Genomic DNA, 25607 nt, shown 5'->3' on the forward strand with positions numbered 1-25607 from the left:
TGACCTCGTGCCTGGCCTTCCTTCGGGTTGGTTGGGTTTGAGACAATTCCTTTTGGATTGAAGATTGTCAGTAGACAGTCAACAGTCAGAATCAACTCGGTCTGGCACCTTTTGGGGTGTTGGGTCTGTATTTTTTTACGGAGAGTTTGATCCTGGCTCAGGACGAACGCTGGCGGCGTGCTTAACACATGCAAGTCGAACGATGATGCCCAGCTTGCTGGGTGGATTAGTGGCGAACGGGTGAGTAACACGTGAGTAACCTGCCCCTGACTCTGGGATAAGCGTTGGAAACGACGTCTAATACTGGATATGATCACTGGCCGCATGGTCTGGTGGTGGAAAGATTTTTTGGTTGGGGATGGACTCGCGGCCTATCAGCTTGTTGGTGAGGTAATGGCTCACCAAGGCGACGACGGGTAGCCGGCCTGAGAGGGTGACCGGCCACACTGGGACTGAGACACGGCCCAGACTCCTACGGGAGGCAGCAGTGGGGAATATTGCACAATGGGCGAAAGCCTGATGCAGCAACGCCGCGTGAGGGATGACGGCCTTCGGGTTGTAAACCTCTTTTAGTAGGGAAGAAGCGAAAGTGACGGTACCTGCAGAAAAAGCACCGGCTAACTACGTGCCAGCAGCCGCGGTAATACGTAGGGTGCAAGCGTTGTCCGGAATTATTGGGCGTAAAGAGCTCGTAGGCGGTTTGTCGCGTCTGCTGTGAAATCCCGAGGCTCAACCTCGGGCTTGCAGTGGGTACGGGCAGACTAGAGTGCGGTAGGGGAGATTGGAATTCCTGGTGTAGCGGTGGAATGCGCAGATATCAGGAGGAACACCGATGGCGAAGGCAGATCTCTGGGCCGTAACTGACGCTGAGGAGCGAAAGCATGGGGAGCGAACAGGATTAGATACCCTGGTAGTCCATGCCGTAAACGTTGGGCGCTAGATGTAGGGACCTTTCCACGGTTTCTGTGTCGTAGCTAACGCATTAAGCGCCCCGCCTGGGGAGTACGGCCGCAAGGCTAAAACTCAAAGGAATTGACGGGGGCCCGCACAAGCGGCGGAGCATGCGGATTAATTCGATGCAACGCGAAGAACCTTACCAAGGCTTGACATACACCGGAAACGGCCAGAGATGGTCGCCCCCTTGTGGTCGGTGTACAGGTGGTGCATGGTTGTCGTCAGCTCGTGTCGTGAGATGTTGGGTTAAGTCCCGCAACGAGCGCAACCCTCGTTCTATGTTGCCAGCGGGTTATGCCGGGGACTCATAGGAGACTGCCGGGGTCAACTCGGAGGAAGGTGGGGATGACGTCAAATCATCATGCCCCTTATGTCTTGGGCTTCACGCATGCTACAATGGCCGGTACAAAGGGCTGCGATACCGTAAGGTGGAGCGAATCCCAAAAAGCCGGTCTCAGTTCGGATTGAGGTCTGCAACTCGACCTCATGAAGTCGGAGTCGCTAGTAATCGCAGATCAGCAACGCTGCGGTGAATACGTTCCCGGGCCTTGTACACACCGCCCGTCAAGTCATGAAAGTCGGTAACACCCGAAGCCGGTGGCCTAACCCTTGTGGAAGGAGCCGTCGAAGGTGGGATCGGTGATTAGGACTAAGTCGTAACAAGGTAGCCGTACCGGAAGGTGCGGCTGGATCACCTCCTTTCTAAGGAGCATCTGGCCTCGTGTTGTCCCTCATCGGGGCATGCATGGTCCAGGCGCCTGATTCGGACCGAACGTGTCCGACGGGTAGCTCATGGGTGGAACATTGACAGTGCAGCTGGTACCGATGGTGCTGGCCTCAGTACGCTCCGCTTGCGGGGTTGGAACGGGTTGGTGTCGCACGGGTTGGCTGGTGCACGTTGTTGGGTCCTGAGGGACCAGGCTTCCTGATCTGCTGTGAGGTGGGTTGGGGGTTGGGCCGCATGGAGTGATCCGTGGTGTGTCCTTCGTTGGGCCGCATGAAGCACTGTCGTTGGATGGTGGGGAGTGTGGTGCCGATCGTATGTTGAGAACTACACAGTGGACGCGAGCATCTTTGATTCGAGTCATCCAATCGATCTGAGGTCTTCGGGCTGATGGTTGTGGGTGATGACGGATCGCAATTTTAATCTTTGTGGTCAAGTTTCTAAGAGCAAACGGTGGATGCCTTGGCATCTGGAGCCGAAGAAGGACGTAGAAATCTGCGATAAGCCTCGGGGAGCTGATAATCGAGCCCTGATCCGAGGATTTCCGAATGGGGAAACCCCGCTGGGCGCTTTTGTGACCTGGTGACTCCCGCCTGAATATATAGGGCGGGTAGAGGGAACGTGGGGAAGTGAAACATCTCAGTACCCACAGGAAGAGAAAACAACATGTGATTCCGTGAGTAGTGGCGAGCGAAAGCGGATGAGGCTAAACCGATCATGTGTGATAGCCGGCGGGCGTTGCATGGTCGGGGTTGTGGGACACGTCGCTCAGTTCTGCCGGACTGGGGCGGTTACAGCGCATCATAGTCGAACCGGTTTGAAAGCCGGGCCGTAGTGGGTGCCAGCCCCGTAGACGAAATGGTGTTATGGCCGGATGTGTATCCCAAGTAGCACGGGGCCCGAGAAATCCCGTGTGAATCTGTCAGGACCACCTGATAAGCCTAAATACTCCCAGATGACCGATAGCGGACAAGTACCGTGAGGGAAAGGTGAAAAGTACCCCGGGAGGGGAGTGAAATAGTACCTGAAACCGTTTGCTTACAAACCGTCGGAGCCTCCTTTGTAGGGGTGACGGCGTGCCTTTTGAAGAATGAGCCTGCGAGTTAGTGATATGTGGCGAGGTTAACCCGTGTGGGGCAGCCGTAGCGAAAGCGAGTCTGAATAGGGCGTTTGAGTCGCATGTTCTAGACCCGAAGCGAAGTGATCTATCCATGGCCAGGTTGAAGCGACGGTAAGACGTCGTGGAGGACCGAACCCACTTCAGTTGAAAATGGAGGGGATGAGCTGTGGATAGGGGTGAAAGGCCAATCAAACTTCGTGATAGCTGGTTCTCTCCGAAATGCATTTAGGTGCAGCGTTGCGTGTTTCTCGCCGGAGGTAGAGCTACTGGATGGCCGATGGGCCTCAACAGGTTACTGACGTCAGCCAAACTCCGAATGCCGGTGAGTGAGAGCGCAGCAGTGAGACGGTGGGGGATAAGCTTCATCGTCGAGAGGGAAACAACCCAGACTACCAACTAAGGTCCCTAAGCGTGTGCTAAGTGGGAAAGGATGTGGAGTTGCATAGACAACCAGGAGGTTGGCTTAGAAGCAGCCACCCTTGAAAGAGTGCGTAATAGCTCACTGGTCAAGTGATTCCGCGCCGACAATGTAACGGGGCTCAAGCACACCACCGAAGTTGTAGATTTCGCACATTGACAAGCCTTCGTGGTTCAGTCGTGCGGAGTGGTAGGAGAGCGTCGTGTGGCGAGTGAAGCGGCGGAGTGATCCAGCCGTGGACGCTACACGAGTGAGAATGCAGGCATGAGTAGCGAAAGACGGGTGAGAAACCCGTCCTCCGAAAGACCAAGGGTTCCAGGGCCAGGTTAATCCGCCCTGGGTAAGTCGGGACCTAAGGCGAGGCCGACAGGCGTAGTCGATGGACAACGGGTTGATATTCCCGTACCGGCGAACAACCGCCCAAGCTAATCCAGTGGTGCTAAGAGTCCTAACCCGGTTCAACCGGATCCCTTCGGGGTGATGGTGGCCGGTCTAACGCTCGACCCCATGCTGGTGCGGTTAGCGTATGAACAGGTGTGACGCAGGAAGGTAGCTGAGCCAGGCGATGGTATCCGTAAGGTGAACCTGGTGTAAGGATGTAGGGCTGACGATAGGCAAATCCGTCGTCTGTGTGCCTGAGATCCGAAGCGTACCCGTAAGGGGAAATCAGTGATCCTATGCTGCCGAGAAAAGCATCGACGCGAGGTTGCAGCCGCCCGTACCCGAAACCGACTCAGGTGGTCAGGTAGAGAATACCAAGGAGATCGAGAGAATCGTGGTTAAGGAACTCGGCAAAATGCCCCCGTAACTTCGGGAGAAGGGGGGCCGGACACGTGACCGGACTTAGCTCCGTGAGCGTTGAAGGCCGCAGAGACCAGTGGGAAGCGACTGTTTACTAAAAACACAGGTCCGTGCGAAGTCGCAAGACGATGTATACGGACTGACGCCTGCCCGGTGCTGGAAGGTTAAGAGGAAGGGTTAGCCTTTGGGCGAAGCTCTGAATTTAAGCCCCAGTAAACGGCGGTGGTAACTATAACCATCCTAAGGTAGCGAAATTCCTTGTCGGGTAAGTTCCGACCTGCACGAATGGCGTAACGACTTCCCAGCTGTCTCAACCGCGAACTCGGCGAAATTGCACTACGAGTAAAGATGCTCGTTACGCGCAGCAGGACGGAAAGACCCCGTGACCTTTACTACAGTTTGGTATTGGTGTTCGGTGTGGCTTGTGTAGGATAGGTGGGAGACTGTGAAGCGGGCACGCTAGTGTTCGTGGAGTCATTGTTGAAATACCACTCTGGTCACTCTGGATGTCTAACGTAGGACCCTGATCGGGTTCATGGACAGTGCCTGATGGGTAGTTTAACTGGGGCGGTTGCCTCCCAAAGAGTAACGGAGGCGCCCAAAGGTTCCCTCAACCTGGTTGGCAATCAGGTGGCGAGTGTAAGTGCACAAGGGAGCTTGACTGTGAGACTGACAGGTCGAGCAGGGACGAAAGTCGGGACTAGTGATCCGGCAGTGGCTTGTGGAAGCGCTGTCGCTCAACGGATAAAAGGTACCTCGGGGATAACAGGCTGATCTTGCCCAAGAGTCCATATCGACGGCATGGTTTGGCACCTCGATGTCGGCTCGTCGCATCCTGGGGCTGGAGTAGGTCCCAAGGGTTGGGCTGTTCGCCCATTAAAGCGGTACGCGAGCTGGGTTTAGAACGTCGTGAGACAGTTCGGTCCCTATCCGCTGCGCGCGTTGGAAATTTGAGAAGATCTATCCCTAGTACGAGAGGACCGGGATGGACGAACCTCTGGTGTGTCAGTTGTTCTGCCAAGGGCACCGCTGATTAGCTACGTTCGGACCGGATAACCGCTGAAAGCATCTAAGCGGGAAGCCGTCTTCGAGATGAGATTTCCATGCACCTTGAGTGTGAGAGGCTCCCAGCAGACTACTGGGTTGATAGGCCGGATGTGGAAGCGGGGACTAACGACCCGTGGAGCTGACCGGTACTAATAAGCCGAAGACTTGATAACACACTGATTTCCCGCACCTTCGTGTGCGGGGCTCGCGTCCACTTTGTGGTTCCCGACAGACGATCGGGAATCAAACTGAATAAATAGCTCAGCGACAGCTGGGACATGTTTGAGACCAGATCATGGTCGACAGTGTTCCGGTGGTCATAGCGAGAGGGAAACGCCCGGTCACATTCCGAACCCGGAAGCTAAGCCTCTCAGCGCCGATGGTACTGCAAGGGGGACCTTGTGGGAGAGTAGGACGCCGCCGGACTTAACCGTAGTAACACCAGGGAACCCCTGACCAGCACTGGTCAGGGGTTTTCTGCGTTTCCGGGCAGGCCGTAGGATCAGCCGACGACGGAGGAACGATGACCGAAGCCTGGCCGGCACTGCCCGAGGGTTCCCGCTTGGCACTGCGGGAGATCCTCATCCACGGCACGCTTTCCCGCGCCGAGATCGCTCGGTCGCTCGGACTGTCGCGGGCGAGCCTGACCCGGGCGATGCGCATCCTCGTGGCACACCGGCTCGTCGTCGAGGTCGGCACCGGTGTGCGGGGCGCGACCGGCCGGCCGTCGGAGCTGCTGCAGTCGAGCTCGGGGCAGTGGGAGTTCCTCGGTGTGAAGCTGACGCGTGAGCGCCTGTACGCCGCCGTGACCGACCTGGGCGGCCGCGTGCTCGCCCTGCACGAGGAAGCCGTCGCGTCCACGGTTCCGGAAGCCCTGGCCGACCAGGTCAGCGCGGTGCACGAGCGCCTCCGGGCCGCACACCCCGCGATCTGTGCCGTCGGGGTCTCCCTGCCGGGTGACGTGCTCGTCCGCGGTGGAGAGGCCGTCGTGGCGTCGTCGCCGTTCCTCGGGTGGACCGACGTCCCGTTCGCGCGGATGGTCCGGGAGCGCACCGGGCTGGCCGCCTTCACGGCGAACGACGTCCACGCCCTGACCGTCAAGGAGCACTGGTTCGGTGCCGGTGCCGGCCGTGACTCGATGGCCCTGGTCACCGTCGGCGAGGGGCTCGGTCTCGGGCTCATCGTGAACGGGCAGGTGTCCACCGGTGAACACGGGCGACTCGGCCGGATCGGGCACCTGCCGGTCCTCGGTGGGGGACCCGACTGCGGCATCGGGCACGCGGGGTGCGCCTCGAGCTTCCTGCCGAGTCCGGTGATCGTCCGCAACGCCGGGCGGGAGGGCTCGACGTACGAGCAGGTCGTCGAGCTCGCGCGCACCGGCGACGAGCGGGCCGTGGCCGCGTTCGAGGACGCCGGCCGAGCGCTCGGGGTGGTGCTGGCGACGGCCGTCCACATCGCCGATCCCGCCGCCATCGTCCTGACCGGGGACGGACTGCCCGTGTACGACCTGGCACGGTCGACGGTCGACGAGGCACTCCGGGCGGCCCTGGCTCCGTACCGGCAGCCGGTGACCGTCGAGGTGCAGCCGTTCGAGTTCTCGGAGTGGGCGCGTGCGGGTGCGGTCGTCGCGATCCGGCAGCTGCTCGAGACCTGACGCGGCACGACTCCTGGCGCCTTAGTTACACACGTTGACAAACGCCGCCGGAGACGGGAGGCTGGTGCGGTCCACCCATCGAAGGAGATGCCGTGACCGCTGCCCCCACCGTCCCGTGGCCGACCGACGGCCTGTCGTTCGGCGGCGACTACAGCCCGGAACAATGGCCCCGTGCGGTCTGGCTCGAGGACGTCCGCCTGATGCGCGAGGCCGGGGTGAACCTGGTCACGATCGGGGTCTTCTCGTGGGCGCTGCTCGAGCGGTCGCCGGGGGAGTACACCTTCGACTGGCTCGACGACGTCATCGCCCTGCTGCACGAGAACGGCATCGCGGTGGACCTCGCGACGCCGACCGCCGCCCCGCCGAACTGGCTGCTGACCGCCCACCCCGAGGTCCTGCCGGTCGACGCCACGGAACGCCGCGAGCGTCCAGGTGGACGCCTCGGGTGGTGCGCCGCCTCGACGGTCTTCCGCGAGCACGCCCTGCGTATCGTCGGTGCCCTGGCCGAACGCTACGGACACCACCCGGCGGTGCGGCTCTGGCACGTGAGCAACGAGCTCGGCGGCGGGAACGGTCGCTGCTACTGCGAGGAGTCGGCAGCGGACTTCCGACGCTGGCTCGCCGAGCGGTACGGGGACGTCGACGCCGCGAACGCCGCGTGGGGGACGGCGTTCTGGGGGCACACCTACACGTCCTTCGACGAGGTGTCGCCGCCTCGAGGCGTCGGCGGCGCACCGAACCCCGGCCTCGCGCTGGACTTCGAGCGGTACTCCTCCGATGCCCTGCTCCGGCACTTCGACGCCGAGAAGGCCGTCATCGAGCAGCACTCGGACGTCCCCGTCACGACGAACTTCATGGTCGGAGCGGGATCGCAGGTCGTCGACTACGCCGAGTGGGCGAAGCACGTCGCGATCCCGGCCAACGACCACTACACGCTCGTCGACGACCCGCACCGTGAGCAGGACCTCGCCCTCGCCGCCGACCGGATGCGCGGCATCACCGCCGGCCGGAACCCCTGGCTGCTCATGGAGCACTCGACGGGCGGGCCGAGCTGGCAGCAGCGCAACAGGGCGAAGGAGCCGGGGGAGATCCTGCGGAACTCGCTCGTGCACGTCGCCCGCGGATCCGACGGCGCACTGTTCTTCCAGTGGCGGGCGTCGACCGCGGGGGCCGAGCAGTTCCACTCCGCGATGGTCCCGCACGCCGGCACCCGCACGCGCATCTGGCGGGAGGTCGTCGCGCTCGGGCGTGCACTCCGTGACCTCGCCCCGGTGCAGGGCAGTCGCGTCGAACCGGCGCGGGTCGCGATCGTCGTCGACGAGCCGTCCGGCTGGGCACTGCAGTCCGGGCTGAAGCCGCACCGAGCCCTGCGGTACTCGCGGGAGCTCCGTGCCTGGTACGCCGCGTTCCACGACCGGCAGGTGCTCACCGACGTCGTGCCCTCGGACGCCGACCTCGACGGGTACGACGTGGTCGTCGTCCCGACGATGCTCGTCGTCGACGACGCCACCGCCGCGCGGATCGCCGCGGTGGTCGACCGTGGTGCGACCCTGATCGTCACCTACCTGTCCGGCGTGGCCGACGAGACCGCCCGCATCCGCGCCGGCGGCTACCCGGGCGCGTTCCGGCAGGTGCTCGGCGCCTGGAGCGAGGAGTTCACCCCGCTGCAGCGCGACGAGACCCGCACGCTCGACGACGGCGGGACCGTCACCGACTGGGCCGAGGCCGTGGTGGTCGACGACGCCGACGTCGTGCTCCGGTACACGGGCGGCCCGCTCGCGGACCGCGCAGCGGTCACCCGCCGCGCCGTCGGCGGCGGCGCCTGGTACGTGTCCGCGATGCTGCCTGCCCAGAGCACCCAGCGGCTCGTGGACCGGGTCATCGAGGAGCGCGCGCTCCCGCGGACGGTCGCCGCGCCTCCCGGCCTGGAGGCGGTGCGCCGCGTCCACGACGACGGTTCCGTCTTCCTGTTCCTCGTCAACCACGGCGCAGACGACGTCACGGTCACCGCGTCCGGTACGGACCTGCTCGACGGCTCCGGCCACGGGCCGGAGACCGTTGTCCCCGCGGGACGCGTCCGCGTCCTGCGCGAGGAGCGTGCGTCGTGACCGTCGTGGACCGCGACCCGGCGCCGGCGCACGCGCTGGACGGCCGGCGGGTGCACGTCCTGCGCGACGGCGGGGTGTCGCTCGTGCTCGCGACTGCCGACGAGGGACTGCCCGAGGTGCTGCACTGGGGCCGCGACGTCGGACCCGTCGCGGACGGCGACGGCGACGACCTGCGGCTCGCGGTCGGACGGCCGCTCGGACCGAGCGCTCTCGACGCGGCCTGGCCGCTGACCGTGCTGCCGACCGAACGCGACGGGTGGGAGGGCCGACCGGGGATCGCGGGGCACGTCGACGGGCTGCCGCTCGTGCCGCGGTGGCGCGACGTCGAGGTGGCCGCGGAGCCGGGCTCCCTGGTCGTCACCGCGGTGTCCGACGAACTGCTGCTGCGGAGTGCCTTCAGGCTCGACGGCGCGGGGGTGCTGCGCGTCGGGCACACCGTGACGAGCGGGGCCGCGGTGCCCGTGCACCTTCAGGCGCTCGAGGCGACGCTGCCCGTCGACGAACGGGTCGGGGAGGTGCTCGACCTGGCCGGACGCTGGACCCGGGAGCGGACCCCGCAGCGTCGAGCCCTGACCGCCGGGAGCCACGCGCGGGAGAGCCGTCGCGGTCGCACCGGCCACGACGCCCCGACGCTGCTCGTGCTCGGGACGCCCGGGTTCTCGGACGCTTCCGGTGCGGTCTGGGGCGTGCACCTGGCCTGGAGCGCCGACTCGGTGCACCGGTACGACGTGCTCGCCGAGGCGCGACCGCTGCTCGGCGCCGGGGAACTCCTGCGCGCCGGCGAGGTCGTCCTCGGGCAGGGGGAGTCCTTCGCCGCGCCCGAGGCCGTCTTCGTCTGGAGCGACGCCGGGCTGGACGGCCTGTCCGACCGGCTGCACGATTCGCTCCGCAGCCGCTCCGGCCACCCGAAGCGCCCGAGGCCCGTGGTGCTCAACACCTGGGAGGCCGTCTACTTCCGGCAGGAGCTCGCGCCCCTGGTGGCCCTGGCCGAGACCGCGGCGGACATCGGCGTCGAGCGGTTCGTGCTCGACGACGGCTGGTTCCTCGGACGGCGTTCGGACTCGACGTCGCTCGGCGACTGGCGCGTCGACCCGACGGTGTGGCCCGACGGCCTCGGCCCGCTGGTCGACCGGGTCCGCGGACTCGGCATGGAGTTCGGGCTGTGGTTCGAGCCCGAGATGGTGAGCCCGGTGTCCGAACTCGCGGCAGCGCACCCCGAGTGGCTGCTGCAGCGCCCCGAGGACGACGTCCGCACCTGGCGGAACCAGTACGTGCTCGACATGGCGAACCCGCTCGCGCGGGCGTTCGTGCTCGAGGCGATGTCCGCCGTGATCGCGGCGCACCACGTCGACTTCGTGAAGTGGGACCAGAACCGCGACATCGTGCACGCGGTCCACGCCGGACGCGCCGGCATCGACGCGCACACCCGCGGGGTCTGGGCGCTGATGGACGCCCTGCGCGCCCGGCACCCGTGGCTCGAGATCGAGGCGTGCGCGAGCGGGGGTGCCCGAGTGGACCTCGGCGTGCTGGAGCGCACCGACCGGGTGTGGCCGTCGGACTCCAACGACGCCTTCGAACGGCTGCCGATCCAACGCTGGACCGAGGCACTGCTGCCGCTCGAGCTGATCGGTTCGCACGTCGGCCCCGAGGTGTCGCACACCACCGGACGGCACCTGGACCTGGACTTCCGGATGGCGGTGTCGTTGTTCGGTTCCGCGGGCATCGAGACCGACGTCACCCGGCTGTCACCGTCGGAGCTCGACCGGTTGCGCGCGTGGACGGCGCTGTACAAGCGGGAGCGCGGGCTGCTGCACACCGGGCGGCTGCGGCACCTGGAGCTCGGCGACCCCGGGCTCGTGGCGACCTCGGTGGTGGCCGTCGACCGGTCGCGGGCGCTGGTGCGGGTCGCACGGACCGAGACCGGGCCGCAGTCGCTGCCGGTGCCGTTGCGGATGCGGGGGCTCGACCGGGCTCGGAGCTACCGGCTGGCCCCGGTCGCAGGGCTGCGGGTGCCGCACGGACTCGACATGGTGCCGCCGGCGTGGCTCGTTCGCGGGCACCTGGAGCTGTCGGGTGCGGTGCTCGAGGACGTCGGGGCGAGGCTGCCGCTGCTGGCCCCCGCGACCGCGATCGTGTTCGAGCTGGCCGCCCTCGACTGACCCGCTCGCGGATCGCCCGCTCGCCGACAGCACGGTCGGCGAGCGGGCGCCCGCGTCAGGGGAGCAGCGAGCCCGCGTGGCGCAGGACGAGCGGGGCGACGAGCGCCTCGGGGGCGATGCCCCGCGCACCCGTCACCGTGAACGTCACCGACTCGCCGGCGAGCAGGGACACCAGGCCGTCGTCGACCCGAGCGGCCGGGTCCACGCGGTCCGGGAACAGCGAGACGTCCCGCGCGTAGGATGTCGCCGTCACCGTCACGACCGCCCCGTCGTCGGTCGCCGTGACCGACGTGGACAGCGGTGAGCGGGCGAGCACCTGGTCGACGACCTCGGCGAAGTCGAACACCGTGCGGGTCCCTGCCCCGGTGACGACCAGCACCTCGGAGCCGGCATCCCCGGGCACCGCGAGCGCAACCGGCAGCGTGACCCGGTCGGCGTCGGCGGGCCCGGCGGTGAGCGGGAACGAGGACGACTCGAGCACGGTGCCGTCGAACCCGACGCGGGAGACCGTGACCTCCTCGGCGACCGATGCCCCGGACGCGTTCACGAGCACGACGTCGAGCCCACCCGCAGCACCGGACGCATCGGGCTGCACGGTGAGCAGGACCGGCTGGTAGGCCTGCCGCACCGCGTACCAGACCGGCTTCCGGATGCCCGCGTGGTCGACGAGTGCCCATGACACCACGGGCCAGTCGTCGTTGAGCTGCCAGACGATCATGCCGGTGTTGTCGGGCGTGCGGGACCGGAACCACTCCATGCCGAAGCGGATCGCGTGCGCCTGGTTGAGCTGCGCGGCGAAGTGCCAGTCCTCGATGCTCGTCGGTGCGGGCAGGTGCCCGCGCATGCCGTCGGCGAGCTTCTGGTTGCCCTGGTCGGCCTTCTGGTGCACGAGCATCTCGTGGCCGTCGGGGTCGAGCGGCTCGTCGTGCACCACCGCGGTGAGGGTCGACCACGCGGGCGGTCCCTGGAACCCGAACTCCGCCACGAACCGCGGGTTCCAGTCGGCGTAGGCGCGGTAGTCGAGCCGGTTCCAGACGTCCCAGATGTGCACGCTGCCGTTCCGCTCGTCGTTCGGCGTCAGGTACTCGTCGAACGAGAACGGGCTGCCCGGCGTGTACGGACGGGTCGGGTCGAGCTCGGCGACGATCGACGGCAGCAGCGAGCGGTAGTAGCCGTTGCCCCAGGTCCGGCCGACGAGCGACGGCCGCCATCCCCACTCGGCGTACGCGACGAGGTTCTCGTTGTTGCCGTTCCACACCACGAGCGACGGGTGCGGGCTGAGCCGGGTGACGGCTTCGCGGACCTCGGGCTCGACCTCGTCGGCGAGCCAGGGTTCCTCGGCGTAGGCGGCGCAGGCGAACAGGAAGTCCTGCCAGACGAGCACGCCGAGTTCGTCGCACCGGTCGTACAGGTCGTCGGACTCGTAGATCCCGCCGCCCCAGACGCGGAGCAGGTTGACGTTCGCGTCGATCGCGTCGTCGATCCGGTCGGCGTAGCGCTCGGGCGTCATCTCGGTCAGGTACGCGTGGTCGGGGATCCAGTTCGCGCCCCGCACGATCACGGGCCGGTCGTTCACCCGGAGCAGGAACGGCGCTCCACCGCCGTCGGCCGCGGTGTCGAGCGTGACGGTCCGGAACCCGACGCGGCCGGTCCACACGTCGTCGCCGACCTCGACCCGGACGTCGTACAACGGCTGGTCGCCCTCGCCGCGCGGCCACCAGACGGCGACCTGGGGCACCTCGAGCCGCACGACGACGGACCCGGTCGTGCGATCCGGACCGGTCACGACGGGGCGCGCGCCGACGACCCGGCCGGCGGTCGCCGCGTGGTCGGCGGGGCGGACGGGAGGCACGGTGTCGGCACCGGGGTGCGCTGCGGACGCGTGGTGCGGGGCCAGGGTGATCCGGGCCTCCAGTCCGGCACCGGCGTCACCGCCCGCGGACGCGACGGGTGCGCTGCCGATGGCCTGCGAGAAGGCGCCGGAGGAACCGGCGAACTCGACGTCCACGTGCGCGGTGAGCACGCCGGTGGTGCCGTCGACGTCGACGAGCGGGCGGACGGCCGCGATGCGGGCGCCGCTCCACGACTCGATGCCGATCGACTTCCAGATGCCGCTCGTGGCGACGTCGATGCCCCAGTCCCAGCCGAAGTTCGACGCGTTCTTGCGCAGCGCGTTGTAGGGGTGGTGGTTGACGTGGGGGAGTTCGCCGCCGTGCAGGGCGGACAGCCGCTCGGCCGCGGGGACCGGGGCGTCGAAGGTGACGACGAGCTCGTTCGCGCCGGGGCGCAGCAGGTGCCCGACGGGGAACCGGTACGCGCGGTGCTGGTTCGCGGTGGTCGCGACGACGACGCCGTTCAGCTCGATCGTCGCGAGGGTGTCGAGACCGTCGGCGACCAGGTCGTGGCGGTCGTGCGTGCCCGTGCCCGACCACTCGAAGGTGCGGCGGTACCGCCAGACCGTGTCGCCGATCCACTGGGTCGCGGCCTCGTTGTCGCCGTCGAACGGGTCGGGGATCCGACCCGCCCGCAGCAGGTCGGTGTGCACGCAGCCGGGGACGATCGCGGCGACCGGCTCCCGGTGCGCATCGGCCTGTGCCGGTCCGTGCACCGCCTCGACCGTCCACGTGCCGTCCAGGGTGGTCCGCTCCATTGCGTCTCCTCATCGTTACGGGGCCGTGACACGACCCCTTGACCGCCTTAGTTTACGCGTGTAACAATCACGCTCACAACGTGGATCCTGCGACGACGCAGACCGAGAGGACAACGATGTTCAACCCAACCCGTTCACGGCTCGCCATCGGCGCCGCCGTACTCCTCGCCGCCGGCCTCGCGCTGAGCGGCTGCAGCGCGAGCGGCAGCGCCAGCACGAAGGGCGACGCCGCCTCGACCCTGGTCGCCTACACCGGACAGTCCGGCGACTACCAGATCAACTTCAACCCGTGGTCGCCGTCCAACATCGGTGGCGTCGGCACGATCTACGAGTCGCTGTTCTTCATCACCAACGTCAACACGAAGGACCCGAAGCCACTGCTCGGCAAGTCCTACGAGTGGAACACGGACGGCACCCAGCTCACCATCACCCTGCGCGACGGGGCGACCTGGAGCGACGGCGAGCCCTTCACCTCGAAGGACGTCGTCTTCACGCTCGACATGCTCACGAAGCAGAAGGCCCTGAACTCGATCGGCTACGACGGCACCGCGAAGGCCGACGGCGACGACAAGGTCGTCGTGACGTTCGACAAGCCGTCGTTCGTGCTCGGCCCGAACCTGCTCGGCAAGACCTGGATCGTGCCGGAGCACCTGTGGAAGGACATCGACCCGACCACCGACGTCGTGCGCGAGCCCGTCGGCACCGGTCCGTACACGCTCGGCACCTTCAAGGCGCAGGCCTTCACCCTCGAGGCGAACAAGGAGTACTGGGACGGCGCCCCGGCCGTGAAGACCATCCGCTACCTGTCGCTCTCCGGCAACACCGCCGGCGCCGACGCGCTCAAGCAGGGCTCGATCGACTGGCAGACCGGCCCGGTGCCGAACATGGACGACATCGCCGGCAACTACAACGGCTACGACGGCATCACCGTCGGCCAGAACCAGATGGCGCTGCTCACCTGCGCGAACACGGACCTCGGCTGCGCCGGCCCGCAGACCGACCCGGCCGTCCGCCACGCCATCGCCGACGCCATCAACCGCAAGCAGCTCAACTCGCTGGCGTTCGAGAACACCGCGAGCGAGATCTCGCCGACCTTCGCGCTCACCACGACGCAGAAGGACACCATCTCGAAGGACATCGAGCCCGCCGTGATGCCGGAGACCGCCGACAAGGCCGCCGCCGCGTCGACGCTCGAGGACGCCGGGTGGAAGAAGGGCGCTGACGGCATCTACGCCAAGGACGGCAAGAAGCTGTCCCTGACCGTCGAGGTCGTCACCGGATGGACCGACTACATCACTGCGATCGACACGATGACGCAGCAGCTCAAGGCCGCGGGCATCGAGCTCAAGGCGCAGCAGTCGTCGTGGAACGAGTGGACCGACAAGAAGACCAAGGGCAACTTCGAGCTCGCGATCGACTCGCTCGGCCAGGGCCCGACGGCGAACCCGTACTACCTGTACAACAACTACTTCACGACGGCGAACACCGCGAAGGTCGGTGAAGCGGCCCCGATGAACATCTCGCGGTACAGCAACCCCGACGTCGACAAGGCCATCGCGAAGCTCGCGACGATCGACCCGTCCGACACCGCTGCGACGCAGCCGGAGATCGACACGATCCAGCAGCACATCGTCGAGGACCTGCCGTACATCCCCGTCATGACCGGCGGCACGACGAGCGAGTTCCACGCGGCGAAGTTCACCGGCTGGCCCACGAAGGACGACCTCTACGCCTTCCCGGCGGTCTGGGCGAGCCCGGACAACGCCGAGATCTTCAAGGCACTGAAGCCGGCGAAGGGCTGACCACGATGGGATCGCGACCGAGGAGCACTCGACGATGACCTACTTCCTGCGCAAGATCGGCTTCTACATCGTCGCGCTGTGGGCGGCACTGACGCTGAACTTCATCATCCCGCGGCTGCTGCCCGGGAACCCGGTGGACATCCTGCTCGCCAAGCTCCAGCAGCGCGGCGGGCAGGTGACCCCGGCGACACGGCAGGCGTACGAGCTGCTCCTCGGTGGCGATTCCTCGGAACCGTTGATCTCCCAGTACGGCCACTACCTGGTCAACGTGTTCCGCGGTGACCTCGGGGTGTCCGTCAGCTACTTCCCGGCGCCCGTCACCGAGGTCATCGCAAGCTCGCTGCCGTGGACGATCGCGCTGGTCGGGATCGCGACGATCCTCGCCGCGATCATCGGCGTCGGCCTCGGTGCCTTCGTCGGCTGGCGTCCGGGCACCTGGCTCGACTCGTTCGTACCGGCCACCACCCTGCTCGCCGCGGTGCCGTACTTCTGGCTCGCGCTGATCCTGGTGTACTTCTTCGCCACCGGCATCCACCTGTTCCCGGCGCAGGGTGGCTACGACGTCATCCTGACCCCCGGGTTCAACTGGGACTTCATCGCCTCGGCGGTCCAGTACGGGGTGCTGCCCGCCGTGACGATCGTGCTCGCGTCCCTGGGCGGCTGGCTGCTCGGCATGCGCAACATGATGGTGTCGACGCTGTCCGAGGACTACATCACCACCGCCCAGGCCAAGGGACTGTCCGACGGCAAGATCCTGCGGAACTACGCCGCCCGGAACGCCGTCCTGCCCTCGGTCGCCGGCTTCGCGATCTCCCTCGGGTTCATCGTGTCCGGCTCCGTCGTCACCGAGCAGGTGTTCTCGTACCCGGGCATCGGGTCGAAGCTGCTGTCCGCCGTGACGAACAACGACTACGCGCTCATGCAGGGGATCTTCCTGTTCATCACCCTGGCGGTCCTCGGCGCGAACCTCGTCGTCGACCTGCTGTACGGGCTCATCGACCCGCGGACGCGGGCGCGGAGCTAGGGAGGACACGCCATGACCAACATCCAGCAGGACACCGAACCCACCATCGGCGCACTCGCCGAAGAGGCCGACACCACCACGTCGATCGCCACCAGGCGGCAGACGAAGGGCGGCATCCGCCGTTTCCTGCCGACCCTGACCCCGTGGCTCGTCACGGGCATCGCCCTCGTCGCCGGCGTCACGCTGTTCGGGGTGATCGGGCCGCTGCTCGTCGGCGACCCGACCACCATCCGCGACTCCGGACTGCAGGGGCCGAGCGGCTCGAACGTCCTGGGCACCACCCAGACCGGGCAGGACGTCCTCGCCCAGCTCGCCTACGCCACCCGCGGCAGCCTGCAGATCGGCCTGATCGTCGGCGTGCTCGCCACGGTGCTGTCCGCGTTCTTCGGGATCCTCGGCGCCTACCTGGGCGGGATCATGGACGAGGCGTTCTCACTGTTCTCGAACGTGTTCCTCGTCATCCCCGGCCTGCCGCTCGTCATCGTGATCTCCGGCCTGGTGCCGCGCGAGGCCCGCGGGCTCTGGACCATCGCCGTCGTCCTCGCGATCACCTCGTGGGCCGGGTCCGCCCGGGTCCTGCGGGCGCAGACGATGTCGATCCGCAACCGCGACTACGTCTCCGCCGCCCGCGTCGCCGGCGAACGGCCCTGGCGGGTCATCGCCGTCGAGATCCTGCCGAACCTGCTGCCCGTCCTGGCGTCGCAGTTCGTGTTCGCGGTGATCGCCGCGATCCTCGGGGAAGCGGGACTGTCGTTCCTCGGGCTCGGGGCGTCGAACTCGTCGACGCTCGGCACCATGCTCTTCTACGCCCAGAACGGTTTCGCGCTGGCGAACGGTGCGTGGTGGTGGTTCGTACCACCCGGCCTGCTCATCGCGCTGCTCGGCATGGGCCTGTCCCTGGTGAACTTCTCGATCGACGAGGTCATCAACCCGCGGCTCGCCAACGTGCGGGCGCAGCGACGGCGCGACCGTCGTGCGAAGCGCGCCGCCCGCGCCACGCGTTCCGCACGCACCACGAAGGAGTTCGTCCGATGAGTGCCGAAGCCGTGCTGACGATCGACCACCTCGACGTCGTCTACGAGACCGAACACCCCGTGCACGCCGTCAAGGACGTGTCGCTCACCCTGGCCCCCGGCGAGATCCTCGGGCTGGCGGGGGAGTCCGGCTGCGGCAAGACGACCCTGGCCTACGCCATCACCCGGCTGCACCGACCGCCGGCGAAGGTCGCCTCGGGCAGCATCACGTTCCACGACCGCGACGGCACCGACATCGACCTGCTCGGGCTGCCGCACGAACAGCTGCGGGCCGTGCGCTGGTCGAAGCTGTCGATGGTGTTCCAGGGCGCGATGAACGCCCTCAACCCGGTCACCACCATCCGGGCGCAGCTCGACGACGCCCTCAAGGAACACCGGCGCGACCTGTCCCGCAAGGAGCGCCGTGCCATCGCCGAGGACGCCCTGAGCCGCGTCGGCGTCGACCCGTCCCGCATCACCGCGTACCCGCACGAGCTGTCCGGCGGCATGCGGCAGCGCGTGATGATCGCGATGGCGATGCTGCTCGAACCGCAGATCATGATCATGGACGAGCCCACCACCGCGCTCGACGTCGTGGTGCAGCGCGAGATCCTGCGCGAGATCGTCCGACTGCGCGACGAGCTCGGGTTCGCCGTCGTGTTCATCACGCACGACCTGCCGCTGCTGCTCGAGATCAGCGACAGGATCGCGATCATGCTGCGCGGCGAGGTCGTCGAGTGCGACCGCGCCTCGGTCATCCAGCACGACCCGAAGCACCCGTACACGCAGAAGCTGCTGCAGTCGTTCCCGAGCCTGTCGGGGGAGCGCGGCGCGTTCATCCGCTCCGGCGTCGACGACCACGCGGCCGCAGTCCACGAGGAGATCCGATGACCAGTGTGACCGTCAGCCACCTCGGCAAGGACTTCCACACCCGCAAGGGCCTCAAGCGGACCACCCTGCGCGCCGTCGACGACGTGTCGTTCGACCTGTTGCCGGGCCGGACCGTGGCGCTCGTGGGGGAGTCCGGCTCGGGCAAGTCGACCATCGCCCGGATGCTCGCCAAACTCGAGAGCACCACACGTGGCTCGATCGACGTGCGGCTCGAGGACGGCACACCCGTCGTCGGCAGCATGTACCGCCGGCACGTGCAGATGGTGTTCCAGGACCCCTTCGCGTCGCTCAACCCGTTCCACTCGATCGAGCACCACATCGCTCGGCCGCTGCAGCTGCACCACCGGTCCCGAGGCGCCGACGAGACCGCCGAGAAGGTGCGGGAACTGCTCGGCCGCGTCAACCTCGACGAGGACTTCGCGAGCCGCCGACCGCACGAGCTCTCCGGCGGGCAGCGGCAGCGCGTCGCCATCGCCCGCGCACTCGCCCCCGGCGCCCAGGTGCTCATCGCCGACGAACCGGTGTCGATGCTCGACGTGTCGATCCGGCTCAGCGTGCTCAACCTGATGGGACGCCTGCAGCGCGAGGACCACCTCGCCGTGCTGTACATCACGCACGACCTGGCGACCGCACGCCACTTCTCCGACGAGATCCTGGTGCTCTACCGCGGCCGGGTCGTCGAACGCGGACCCTCCGACGCCGTGATCCTCAACCCGCAGCACGACTACACCCGGCTGCTCGCCGAGGCCGCCCCGGACCCCGAACGGATCGACCGCAAGGTGACCTCGGGCAGCGCCCTCGACCGCGCGAAGATCGACAACACCACCTGCTACGACCACGGCGTCGGTGACTGGGTGACGAGTTCGCCCGCGCCGGTCGGCGCACGGTGAGCGGAGCCTTCGCCGACTGGGTCACGCCCGGGTTCTCGGCACGCTTCCGGATCGGCGACGACCAGCCCGCCGCACTCGTGTCCTTCGTGCCGGCCGGTGGAGCGCTCGCCGACGGACCCGACGACCCGCAGCCGTTGGTCGAGCTGACCACGATCGGACACGGGCGGTTCCCGGGCGGGTTCCGGCACGTGGACTCCACGATCGGGGCGCGACTGCGACCCGTTTCCTGGCATGGGTCCGACGACGCGACCGATCCGTGGTTCCGGATCGTGCAGACGGACGCGGCCACGGGCCTCCAGGTCGAGTCGGTGTTCCGGGCGCGCGCCGACGTCCCGGGGTTCCAGACGTGGACCGAGGTGTCCGCCGACGACGGCGAGCACGTCGTGGACTTCGTGTCGTCGTTCGCGACCGGGGCGTTCCTGACGGACTCCGGGGTCGGCGTCGACGACCTGGCCCTCGTGCACGCGGACAACGACTGGGCGGCCGAGAGCCGGTGGCGGACCGATCCGCTGCGGTCGATCGGGCTGGCGGCGATCGACCGCGAGGCGCAGCACCACCCGCCCCGCAGCCGCGCGGTCGTGCAGAACCGGGGGTCGTGGTCGACGGGAGAGGCCCTGCCGATCGGGGTGCTGCAGGCGGACGGCGCTGTGCCGACTCCGTACGCGCTCGTGTGGCAGATCGAGCACAACGGGCCGTGGCTGTACGAACTCGGCGACACCCGGCGGCACGCGTACGTGCTGCTGAGCGGACCGACCGACCAGGAGCACCAGTGGACGGCCGTCGTCGCTCCGGGGCAGCCGTTCGTGTCCGTTCCGGTGTCGGTCGGGATCGCCGGCTCGGTCGGTGGCGCGTTCGAGGTGCTCACGGCGCAGCGTCGGGCGTTCCGGCACGTGCGCGAGGCCGACCGTGCCCTGCCGCTCGTGTTCAACGACTACATGAACACGCTCATGGGCGACCCGACCACCGAGAAGCTCCTGCCGCTGATCGACGCGGCAGCAGACGCCGGAGCGGACCTGTTCTGCATCGACGCCGGCTGGTACGCCGAGGGGCACTGGTGGGACACCGTCGGAGCGTGGGAGGAGGCTGCGTCGCGGTTCCCGACCGGGCTCGGGTCTGTCATCGACCACATCCGGTCGCGGGGCATGCAGGCCGGGCTGTGGCTCGAGCCCGAGGTCATCGGCATCCACTCGCCGCTGGCCGTGACCCTGCCGTCGTCCGCGTTCGTCCAGCACCACGGGGTCCGGGTCGCGGAGCACGGGCGGCACCTGCTCGACCTCCGTTCGCCGGAGGCTCGGGCGCACCTGGACGCGGTCGTCGACCGGCTGGTCGGGGAGCTCGGGGTGACGTTCTTCAAGATGGACAACAACACCATGACGGGGCCGTTCGCCGGGATGCTCGACCACCAGCGGGCGCTGCTCGACTGGCTCGACGCCGTGCAGGCCCGGTACCCGTCGCTGCTCATCGAGAACTGCGCCTCGGGAGCGATGCGCGCCGACTCCGCGATGCTGTCCCGGTTGCACATGCAGTCGACCTCGGACCAGCAGGACCCGGTGCTGTCCGCGTCGATCGCCGCGGCCGCTCCCGCCGCGATGCTGCCCGAGCAGGCGGGGAACTGGGCGTACCCGGCGCCGACGATGTCGCCCGACCTGTTCGAGCTGTCGCTCGTGAACGGGGTGCTCGGGCGGATGTACCTGTCGGGCTACCTGAACGCGATGTCGCCGGCGCAACGGGCGGTCGTGCGTTCTGCGATCGAGGCACACCGGACAGTGCTCGAGGTCATCGAGTCGGCGGTGCCGGTGTGGCCGCTCGGGTTGCCGGCGTGGGAGGACCCGTGGCTCGCGCTCGGGTTGCGGGCCACGTCCGGGGAGCTGTACTTGTCGGTCTGGGCGCTGCCCGGTGCCGGCTCGTCGGTGTCGTTGCCGCTGTCGGGCTTCGCCGGGCAGGAGGTCGTCGTCGAGCCGCTGTTCCCGACGGCGCTCGGATCGTGGTCCGTCTCGTGGGAGGCATCGGCAGGCGTGCTCCACGTCGGTCACGGTGGTGCCACCCCGACGGCACGGGTGTTCCGCGTCCGACCGGAGGGGGCGGACGCGGAGCACTGAGCCGGTGGTGACACCGGGTGGGCGCGCGTCGATGGCAGCGGCGTGCGTCAGATGGTGAGCAGGAATGGTCGGGTCGCGGTGACGCACCCGACCATTTCTGCTCACCAAGCGCGCGTCGGGAAGCGCGGGGGTCAGGGGAAGAGTCGGAGCTCCATCGCACGGGTCACGGCACGGGTGCGGTCGTTGACGCCGAGCTTCTCGAACACGTGCCCGAGGTGCGTCTTCACCGTCGTCTCGCTGAGGAACAGGGCGCGGCCGATCGCCGGGTTCGAGTTGCCCTGGGCGACGAGTTGCAGGACCTCGAGTTCGCGCGGGGTCAGGGACGGGCCCGTCGGGATCCCACCGGTGGCCCGCCTGACGAGCGCAGCCGCCGCCGACGGGGCCAGTGCCGTCTCGCCCCGCGCGGTCGCCCGCACCCCGGCGAGAATCTCGGACTCCGGGGCCGCCTTGAGCAGGTACCCGGTGGCCCCGGCCTCGATGGCCGCGAGGATCTGGTCGTCGGACTCGTACGTCGTCAGGATCAGGACGCGGACGCCCGGTTCCGCCGCGAGGATCTCCGCCGTCGCCGCATCACCGTCGAGCTCTGGCATCCGCAGGTCCATCAGCACGACGTCGGGGCGCTCCGCCAGCACGACGGACACCGCGGCACGGCCGTCGCTGGCCTGGCCCACCACGTCGATGTCGTCGGCGTCCTGCAGCAGCGCAACGATGCCCGAGCGGACGATCGGGTGGTCGTCGGCGACCACGACGCGGATCACCGGGCCACCTCCGCCACGGGGTGGCGAACGGCGGACGGGAGGCCCGGTGCGGCTCCGGTGGGCAGGGTCGCCTCGACGACGGTGCCCCGGCCCAGGGCGCTCGTGATCGTGCAGGTACCGCCGGCGAGGGCGAGGCGCTCGCGGAGCCCGCGCAGGCCGTGCCCGGCCGTCGGCTGCGCGGGGTCGAACCCGGTGCCGTCGTCGGTGATCCGCAGCACGGTCTGCTCTTCTTCGCGGAGCAGACGGACCTGCACGGAGGCGGAGCCGGCGTGCGCGCGGACGTTCGAGAGGGCCTCCTGCGCGACGCGGAGCAGGACCACCTGCGCGTCGCGATCCAGTGCACAGTCGGACGCATCGACGGTCACGACTGCGCCGGTCTCGCGGGTGTGCCGTTCGGCGAGGCGGTGGAGGGCGCCGGCGAGGCTGTCGTGGGTCATGCCGGCTGCCCCGGCTGCGACGAGGACTCGGGATTCCTCGAGGGCGGCTCGGGCGGACTCCTCGAGGACGGTGAGTCGTTCCTCGAGCGCATCGGAGCGGTCGTTCGCCAGGTCCCCGCGGGCCCGTTCGGTGAGCATGACGATGCCGGCGAGGTTCTGCGCGACGGTGTCGTGGATCTCACGGGCCAGGCGCTCCCGTTCGCTCGCGATGCCCGCAGTGCGGTTCGCGTCGGCGAGGGACTGCTGGGTGGCGCGGAGTTCCTCGACGAGCTGGCGGCGCTCCTCGGACAGGCCGGCGACGCTCGAGATCCACACGCCCATCGCGCAGGCACCGATGACGCTGATGCCCTCGATGAGCAGGGTGCTGACGAGGGCGTCCGGGCCCTCGGAGACCTGCAGACCGATGCCGCTCACGACGCCGACCGCGATGGACAACAGGACCGCGGTGCGGACCCGCTCGGACTGCACCCAGACCAGCGGGAACACGATGCACTGCACGAACGCGGTGCTCGGCACGACGGCCGGCAACACCAGGGCGGCGACGACGACGAGCGGCAGGAACGCGGCGGCAGCTCGGGGGCTGTCGTAGCCGCGGTGCCCGTACGCGATGTACGCCACGACGAGGACCACCACAGCGAGGTACGCGGGCCAGCGGGTCGACCACGGGGACCAGCCGAGCGCGGTGATCACGGCGGTGAGGAGCATCGTGCCCGCGAAGAACACGTGCAACCACCGGTTGCGCACCCACGTCTCGCCGCTCATGACCACAGCATCCCATCGATGCAGCACCGCGGAGCGGTTCTCCACAGGCCCCATCAGGAGTCCTTGCGGTTCCAGCGGAAGGTGAGGGCGCAGGCCACCGTGCCCCCGACCAGCCACGCGACCAACACGAGCGTTCCGAGGGCGAGGTGCCACGCGCCTCCCGGCTCGGCGGACGCGAACGCGCCGGGCAGGAAGACGGACCGCATGCCGGACGCCATCCAGCGCAGGGGGAAGACGGACGCGACGTTCTGCAGCCAGTCGGGCAGTTGCGTGAAGGGCAGGTAGACGCCGGAGATGAACTGCAGCACCAGGACGATGGGGACGATCGTGGCGGTGGCGCGGCGGCCCTCGCGGGGGAGCGCCGAGATCGCGATGCCGAGGACGCAGCTGGTCGCGATGCCGAGGACCATCACGCCCGCGAAGACGCCCCAGTTGCTCGCCGCGGTCGGGAGGTCGACGCCGAACACGAGGCTCGCGATCCCGAGCAGCAACGCCGTCTGCACGATGGTCGTGACGAGGACCATGCCGATCTTGCCGACGAAGTAGCTCAGGACCGGCAGGGGTGTGCCGCCGAGACGCTTCAGCGTGCCGTCGCTGCGTTCGGTGGCGATGTCGACGCCGAGGGACTGGGTGCCGGAGAGCAGGATGCCCGTCGCGACCAGCCCGGGCAGGTAGTAGGTGGCGTAGTCGACGCTGATCGGTCGCCCGTTGCCGGCGATGGCGCGGATCGGGTCGGCGTCCGCGAACGCGACCGAGAAGAGCGCCAGCATGATGATGGGGAAGAGGAACGTGAAGAAGACGGCGTCGGGGGCGCGGAAGTAGGAGCGGATCTCGTACGAGATGCGGCTGGTCGCGGTGTTCACTGCTGGCCCACCATTCCGAGGTAGACGTCCTCGAGGGACGGGCGGATGACTTCGAGATCGTGCATGGCCGTGGTGCTGCTGCGGACGAGTGCGGTCGGGTCGGTCGTGCGTTCGTCGTGGTGTTCGCCGGCATCGTCGCGCCAGCGGACTCGTGGCGTGCGTGCTGCGGCGCCGCCGATCTCGTCGATCGGGGCGATGTCGAGCAGCTTCCCGTCCGCGATCACCGCGGCCCGGTCGGCGAGCTGTGCAGCTTCGTCGAGGTAGTGCGTGGTGAGCAGGATCGTCGTGCCCTCGTGCTGGACCTGGCGCAGGAGGTCCCAGAACTGCCGGCGGGCCTCGGGGTCGAAGCCCGTGGTCGGTTCGTCGAGGAACAGGACCTCGGGGCGGCCGATGATGCCGAGGGCGACGTCGACGCGGCGGCGCTGGCCACCGGAGAGTCGGGCGATGCGGGTGTTGCGCTGGTCCGTGAGACCGACCGCAGCGATGAGGTCATCGACGCTGCGGTGCTTCGGGTAGAGCGTCGCGAAGTGGTGCAGCTGCTCGGCGACGGTGACGTTCGGGGACTCGGCGCTGGTCTGCAGGACGATGCCGATTCTCTCTCTGTGTCGTCGGGACGCCTTGTTCGGGTCAACGCCGAGGACACGGACCTCGCCGGCGGTGCGGGAGCGGTACCCCTCGAGGATCTCGACCGTCGTGGACTTGCCGGCGCCGTTCGGACCGAGGAGGGCGAAGGTCTCGCCGGGCTGGATGACGAAGCTGACGTCGTCGACGGCGACCTTGCCGGTGGCGTAGGTCTTGCTGAGGTTGTGGACCTCGATGGCGGGGGACTCGGGCATGGGTCCAGCCTGGCCGGTGGGGTGCCGCGGGGGATCGGTGGGGGCGGTGGTGCTGCATCCTCCGATCGGGGGATGGTGCGAGCGCGTCGGTGGACGCGCTATCAGGTGCTCGCGCACGGAAAGGGCATGTTGTATTCCGAATATCTGCAACTTCAGATTTCGACGTTCTTCTGATTGGCTCCTGTCGAGCCGATCCGAGCTCGCTGTCGCAACCAGAAAGGCCGAACCATGAACCGATTCGGAAAGCTGTCCGCTGTCATCGCCGGGGTGTCGCTCGTGGGGGCGCTCTCGACCGGCGTCGCGCACGCAGCACCGGCCGAGGTCTCCTCCGTGACGAGCGGAAGCGCATCCGTCGATGGCGTCAGCACGAACGGGACGCAGGCTGTCGGTGGTGGTCTCTGGTCGTACACCGTGACCCGCGACAACGTCGTCTCGGCGTTCGAGAACCACCGCTTCATCCACAGCACGGCGGTCAAGTCATCGGGCAAGACGAAGTCCTCTGGGCTCGTCGCGAAGGGGCGGCTCGCCAGCGCCGTTCGACCGAAGGCGCTGTTCGGGAACCAGGCGTTCTGGGGCATCTACTGATCCGGAGCTTCG

At 67.7% G+C, this 25607-nt stretch carries 15 protein-coding genes and 3 rRNA genes; 13 read left to right on the top strand and 5 right to left on the bottom strand.

The annotated features are described in order from the left end of the window. Nucleotides 1–134 precede the first annotated feature (134 nt). From KZI27_RS08315 to KZI27_RS08340, 6 genes are all read left to right on the top strand, one after another. Nucleotides 135–1656: ribosomal RNA gene (locus KZI27_RS08315) — 16S ribosomal RNA — on the top strand. A 452-nt stretch (nucleotides 1657–2108) separates the two neighbouring features. Beyond that, nucleotides 2109–5237: ribosomal RNA gene (locus tag KZI27_RS08320) — 23S ribosomal RNA — on the top strand. A 136-nt stretch (nucleotides 5238–5373) separates the two neighbouring features. After that, nucleotides 5374–5490: ribosomal RNA gene (rrf, locus tag KZI27_RS08325) — 5S ribosomal RNA — on the top strand. The 16S, 23S and 5S rRNA genes sit together here, the layout of an rRNA operon. A gap of 97 nt (nucleotides 5491–5587) precedes the next feature. Then, nucleotides 5588–6718: an ROK family transcriptional regulator gene (locus KZI27_RS08330; protein ID WP_222660536.1), complete on the top strand. Its 1131-nt coding sequence runs from the start codon at nucleotides 5588–5590 to the stop codon at nucleotides 6716–6718. A 92-nt stretch (nucleotides 6719–6810) separates the two neighbouring features. Beyond that, nucleotides 6811–8826 carry a beta-galactosidase gene (locus tag KZI27_RS08335; protein WP_222660538.1) on the top strand — a complete coding sequence of 672 codons (2016 nt, stop codon included), beginning with the start codon at nucleotides 6811–6813 and terminating at the stop codon, nucleotides 8824–8826. After that, nucleotides 8823–10985 carry an alpha-galactosidase gene (locus tag KZI27_RS08340; RefSeq protein ID WP_261784182.1) on the top strand — a complete coding sequence of 721 codons (2163 nt, stop codon included), beginning with the start codon at nucleotides 8823–8825 and terminating at the stop codon, nucleotides 10983–10985. The genes KZI27_RS08335 and KZI27_RS08340 overlap by 4 nt, the downstream gene beginning before the upstream one ends. A 55-nt stretch (nucleotides 10986–11040) precedes the next feature. On the opposite strand, the gene KZI27_RS08345 is transcribed toward KZI27_RS08340, so the two are convergent. After that, entirely contained in the window at nucleotides 11041–13635 is a 2595-nt protein-coding gene (locus KZI27_RS08345) for a glycoside hydrolase family 2 protein (RefSeq protein ID WP_222660540.1), read from the bottom strand. 116 nt (nucleotides 13636–13751) lie between these two features. On the opposite strand from KZI27_RS08345, the gene KZI27_RS08350 reads away from it, so the two are divergent. The 6 genes from KZI27_RS08350 to KZI27_RS08375 are packed head-to-tail and all read left to right on the top strand — an operon-like array spanning nucleotide 13752 to nucleotide 21354. Beyond that, a complete protein-coding gene (locus tag KZI27_RS08350; protein ID WP_222660542.1) occupies nucleotides 13752–15437 on the top strand; it encodes an ABC transporter substrate-binding protein in 1686 nt (561 codons plus the stop codon). Between the two features lie 34 nt (nucleotides 15438–15471). Further along, a complete protein-coding gene (locus KZI27_RS08355; protein ID WP_123313060.1) occupies nucleotides 15472–16461 on the top strand; it encodes an ABC transporter permease in 990 nt (329 codons plus the stop codon). Between the two features lie 12 nt (nucleotides 16462–16473). Beyond that, the gene (locus tag KZI27_RS08360; protein ID WP_222660544.1) at nucleotides 16474–17496 is read left to right on the top strand and encodes an ABC transporter permease; all 1023 of its coding nucleotides are present in this window, start codon (nucleotides 16474–16476) and stop codon (nucleotides 17494–17496) included. Further along, nucleotides 17493–18365 (top strand): ABC transporter ATP-binding protein, encoded by an 873-nt coding sequence (locus KZI27_RS08365; protein WP_123313058.1) that lies wholly within the window; start codon nucleotides 17493–17495, stop codon nucleotides 18363–18365. The genes KZI27_RS08360 and KZI27_RS08365 overlap by 4 nt, the downstream gene beginning before the upstream one ends. Next, nucleotides 18362–19255, top strand: coding sequence for an ABC transporter ATP-binding protein (locus KZI27_RS08370; protein WP_222660546.1), 894 nt, complete (start codon nucleotides 18362–18364; stop codon nucleotides 19253–19255). Before KZI27_RS08365 ends, KZI27_RS08370 begins: the two co-directional genes overlap by 4 nt. After that, a complete protein-coding gene (locus KZI27_RS08375; RefSeq protein ID WP_222660548.1) occupies nucleotides 19252–21354 on the top strand; it encodes a glycoside hydrolase family 36 protein in 2103 nt (700 codons plus the stop codon). The genes KZI27_RS08370 and KZI27_RS08375 overlap by 4 nt, the downstream gene beginning before the upstream one ends. Before the next feature lie 131 nt (nucleotides 21355–21485). Here the strand turns inward: KZI27_RS08375 and KZI27_RS08380 are convergent, their stop codons facing one another. From KZI27_RS08380 to KZI27_RS08395, 4 genes are read right to left on the bottom strand one after another with little or no spacing between them, the layout of a single operon-like run. Next, on the bottom strand, nucleotides 21486–22112 hold the full coding sequence (locus KZI27_RS08380; protein WP_222660550.1) for a response regulator transcription factor: 627 nt from the start codon (nucleotides 22110–22112) through the stop codon (nucleotides 21486–21488). Continuing rightward, nucleotides 22109–23311, bottom strand: a complete 1203-nt coding sequence (locus tag KZI27_RS08385) for a sensor histidine kinase (RefSeq protein WP_222660552.1) — start codon at nucleotides 23309–23311, stop codon at nucleotides 22109–22111. Before KZI27_RS08385 ends, KZI27_RS08380 begins: the two co-directional genes overlap by 4 nt. Before the next feature lie 53 nt (nucleotides 23312–23364). Then, nucleotides 23365–24174 carry an ABC transporter permease gene (locus KZI27_RS08390; protein WP_222660554.1) on the bottom strand — a complete coding sequence of 270 codons (810 nt, stop codon included), beginning with the start codon at nucleotides 24172–24174 and terminating at the stop codon, nucleotides 23365–23367. Further along, entirely contained in the window at nucleotides 24171–25010 is an 840-nt protein-coding gene (locus KZI27_RS08395) for an ABC transporter ATP-binding protein (protein ID WP_222660556.1), read from the bottom strand. The genes KZI27_RS08390 and KZI27_RS08395 overlap by 4 nt, the downstream gene beginning before the upstream one ends. A 228-nt stretch (nucleotides 25011–25238) precedes the next feature. Between KZI27_RS08395 and KZI27_RS08400 the strand changes: the two genes are divergently transcribed. Continuing rightward, nucleotides 25239–25595, top strand: a complete 357-nt coding sequence (locus tag KZI27_RS08400) for a lactococcin 972 family bacteriocin (protein ID WP_111086741.1) — start codon at nucleotides 25239–25241, stop codon at nucleotides 25593–25595. Nucleotides 25596–25607 lie beyond the last annotated feature (12 nt).

This window comes from Curtobacterium sp. TC1 (assembly GCF_019844075.1).
Classification (GTDB): domain Bacteria; phylum Actinomycetota; class Actinomycetes; order Actinomycetales; family Microbacteriaceae; genus Curtobacterium.

What these genes read in the sequence shown, in the direction of transcription:
- KZI27_RS08330 (WP_222660536.1), top strand. Translation starts at nt 5,588, where the DNA reads ATGACCGAAGCCTGGCCGGCACTGCCCGAGGGTTCCCGCTTGGCACTG.
- KZI27_RS08345 (WP_222660540.1), bottom strand. Translation starts at nt 13,635, where the DNA reads ATGGAGCGGACCACCCTGGACGGCACGTGGACGGTCGAGGCGGTGCAC.
- KZI27_RS08350 (WP_222660542.1), top strand. Translation starts at nt 13,752, where the DNA reads ATGTTCAACCCAACCCGTTCACGGCTCGCCATCGGCGCCGCCGTACTC.
- KZI27_RS08355 (WP_123313060.1), top strand. Translation starts at nt 15,472, where the DNA reads ATGACCTACTTCCTGCGCAAGATCGGCTTCTACATCGTCGCGCTGTGG.
- KZI27_RS08360 (WP_222660544.1), top strand. Translation starts at nt 16,474, where the DNA reads ATGACCAACATCCAGCAGGACACCGAACCCACCATCGGCGCACTCGCC.
- KZI27_RS08365 (WP_123313058.1), top strand. Translation starts at nt 17,493, where the DNA reads ATGAGTGCCGAAGCCGTGCTGACGATCGACCACCTCGACGTCGTCTAC.
- KZI27_RS08370 (WP_222660546.1), top strand. Translation starts at nt 18,362, where the DNA reads ATGACCAGTGTGACCGTCAGCCACCTCGGCAAGGACTTCCACACCCGC.
- KZI27_RS08385 (WP_222660552.1), bottom strand. Translation starts at nt 23,311, where the DNA reads ATGAGCGGCGAGACGTGGGTGCGCAACCGGTGGTTGCACGTGTTCTTC.
- KZI27_RS08395 (WP_222660556.1), bottom strand. Translation starts at nt 25,010, where the DNA reads ATGCCCGAGTCCCCCGCCATCGAGGTCCACAACCTCAGCAAGACCTAC.
- KZI27_RS08400 (WP_111086741.1), top strand. Translation starts at nt 25,239, where the DNA reads ATGAACCGATTCGGAAAGCTGTCCGCTGTCATCGCCGGGGTGTCGCTC.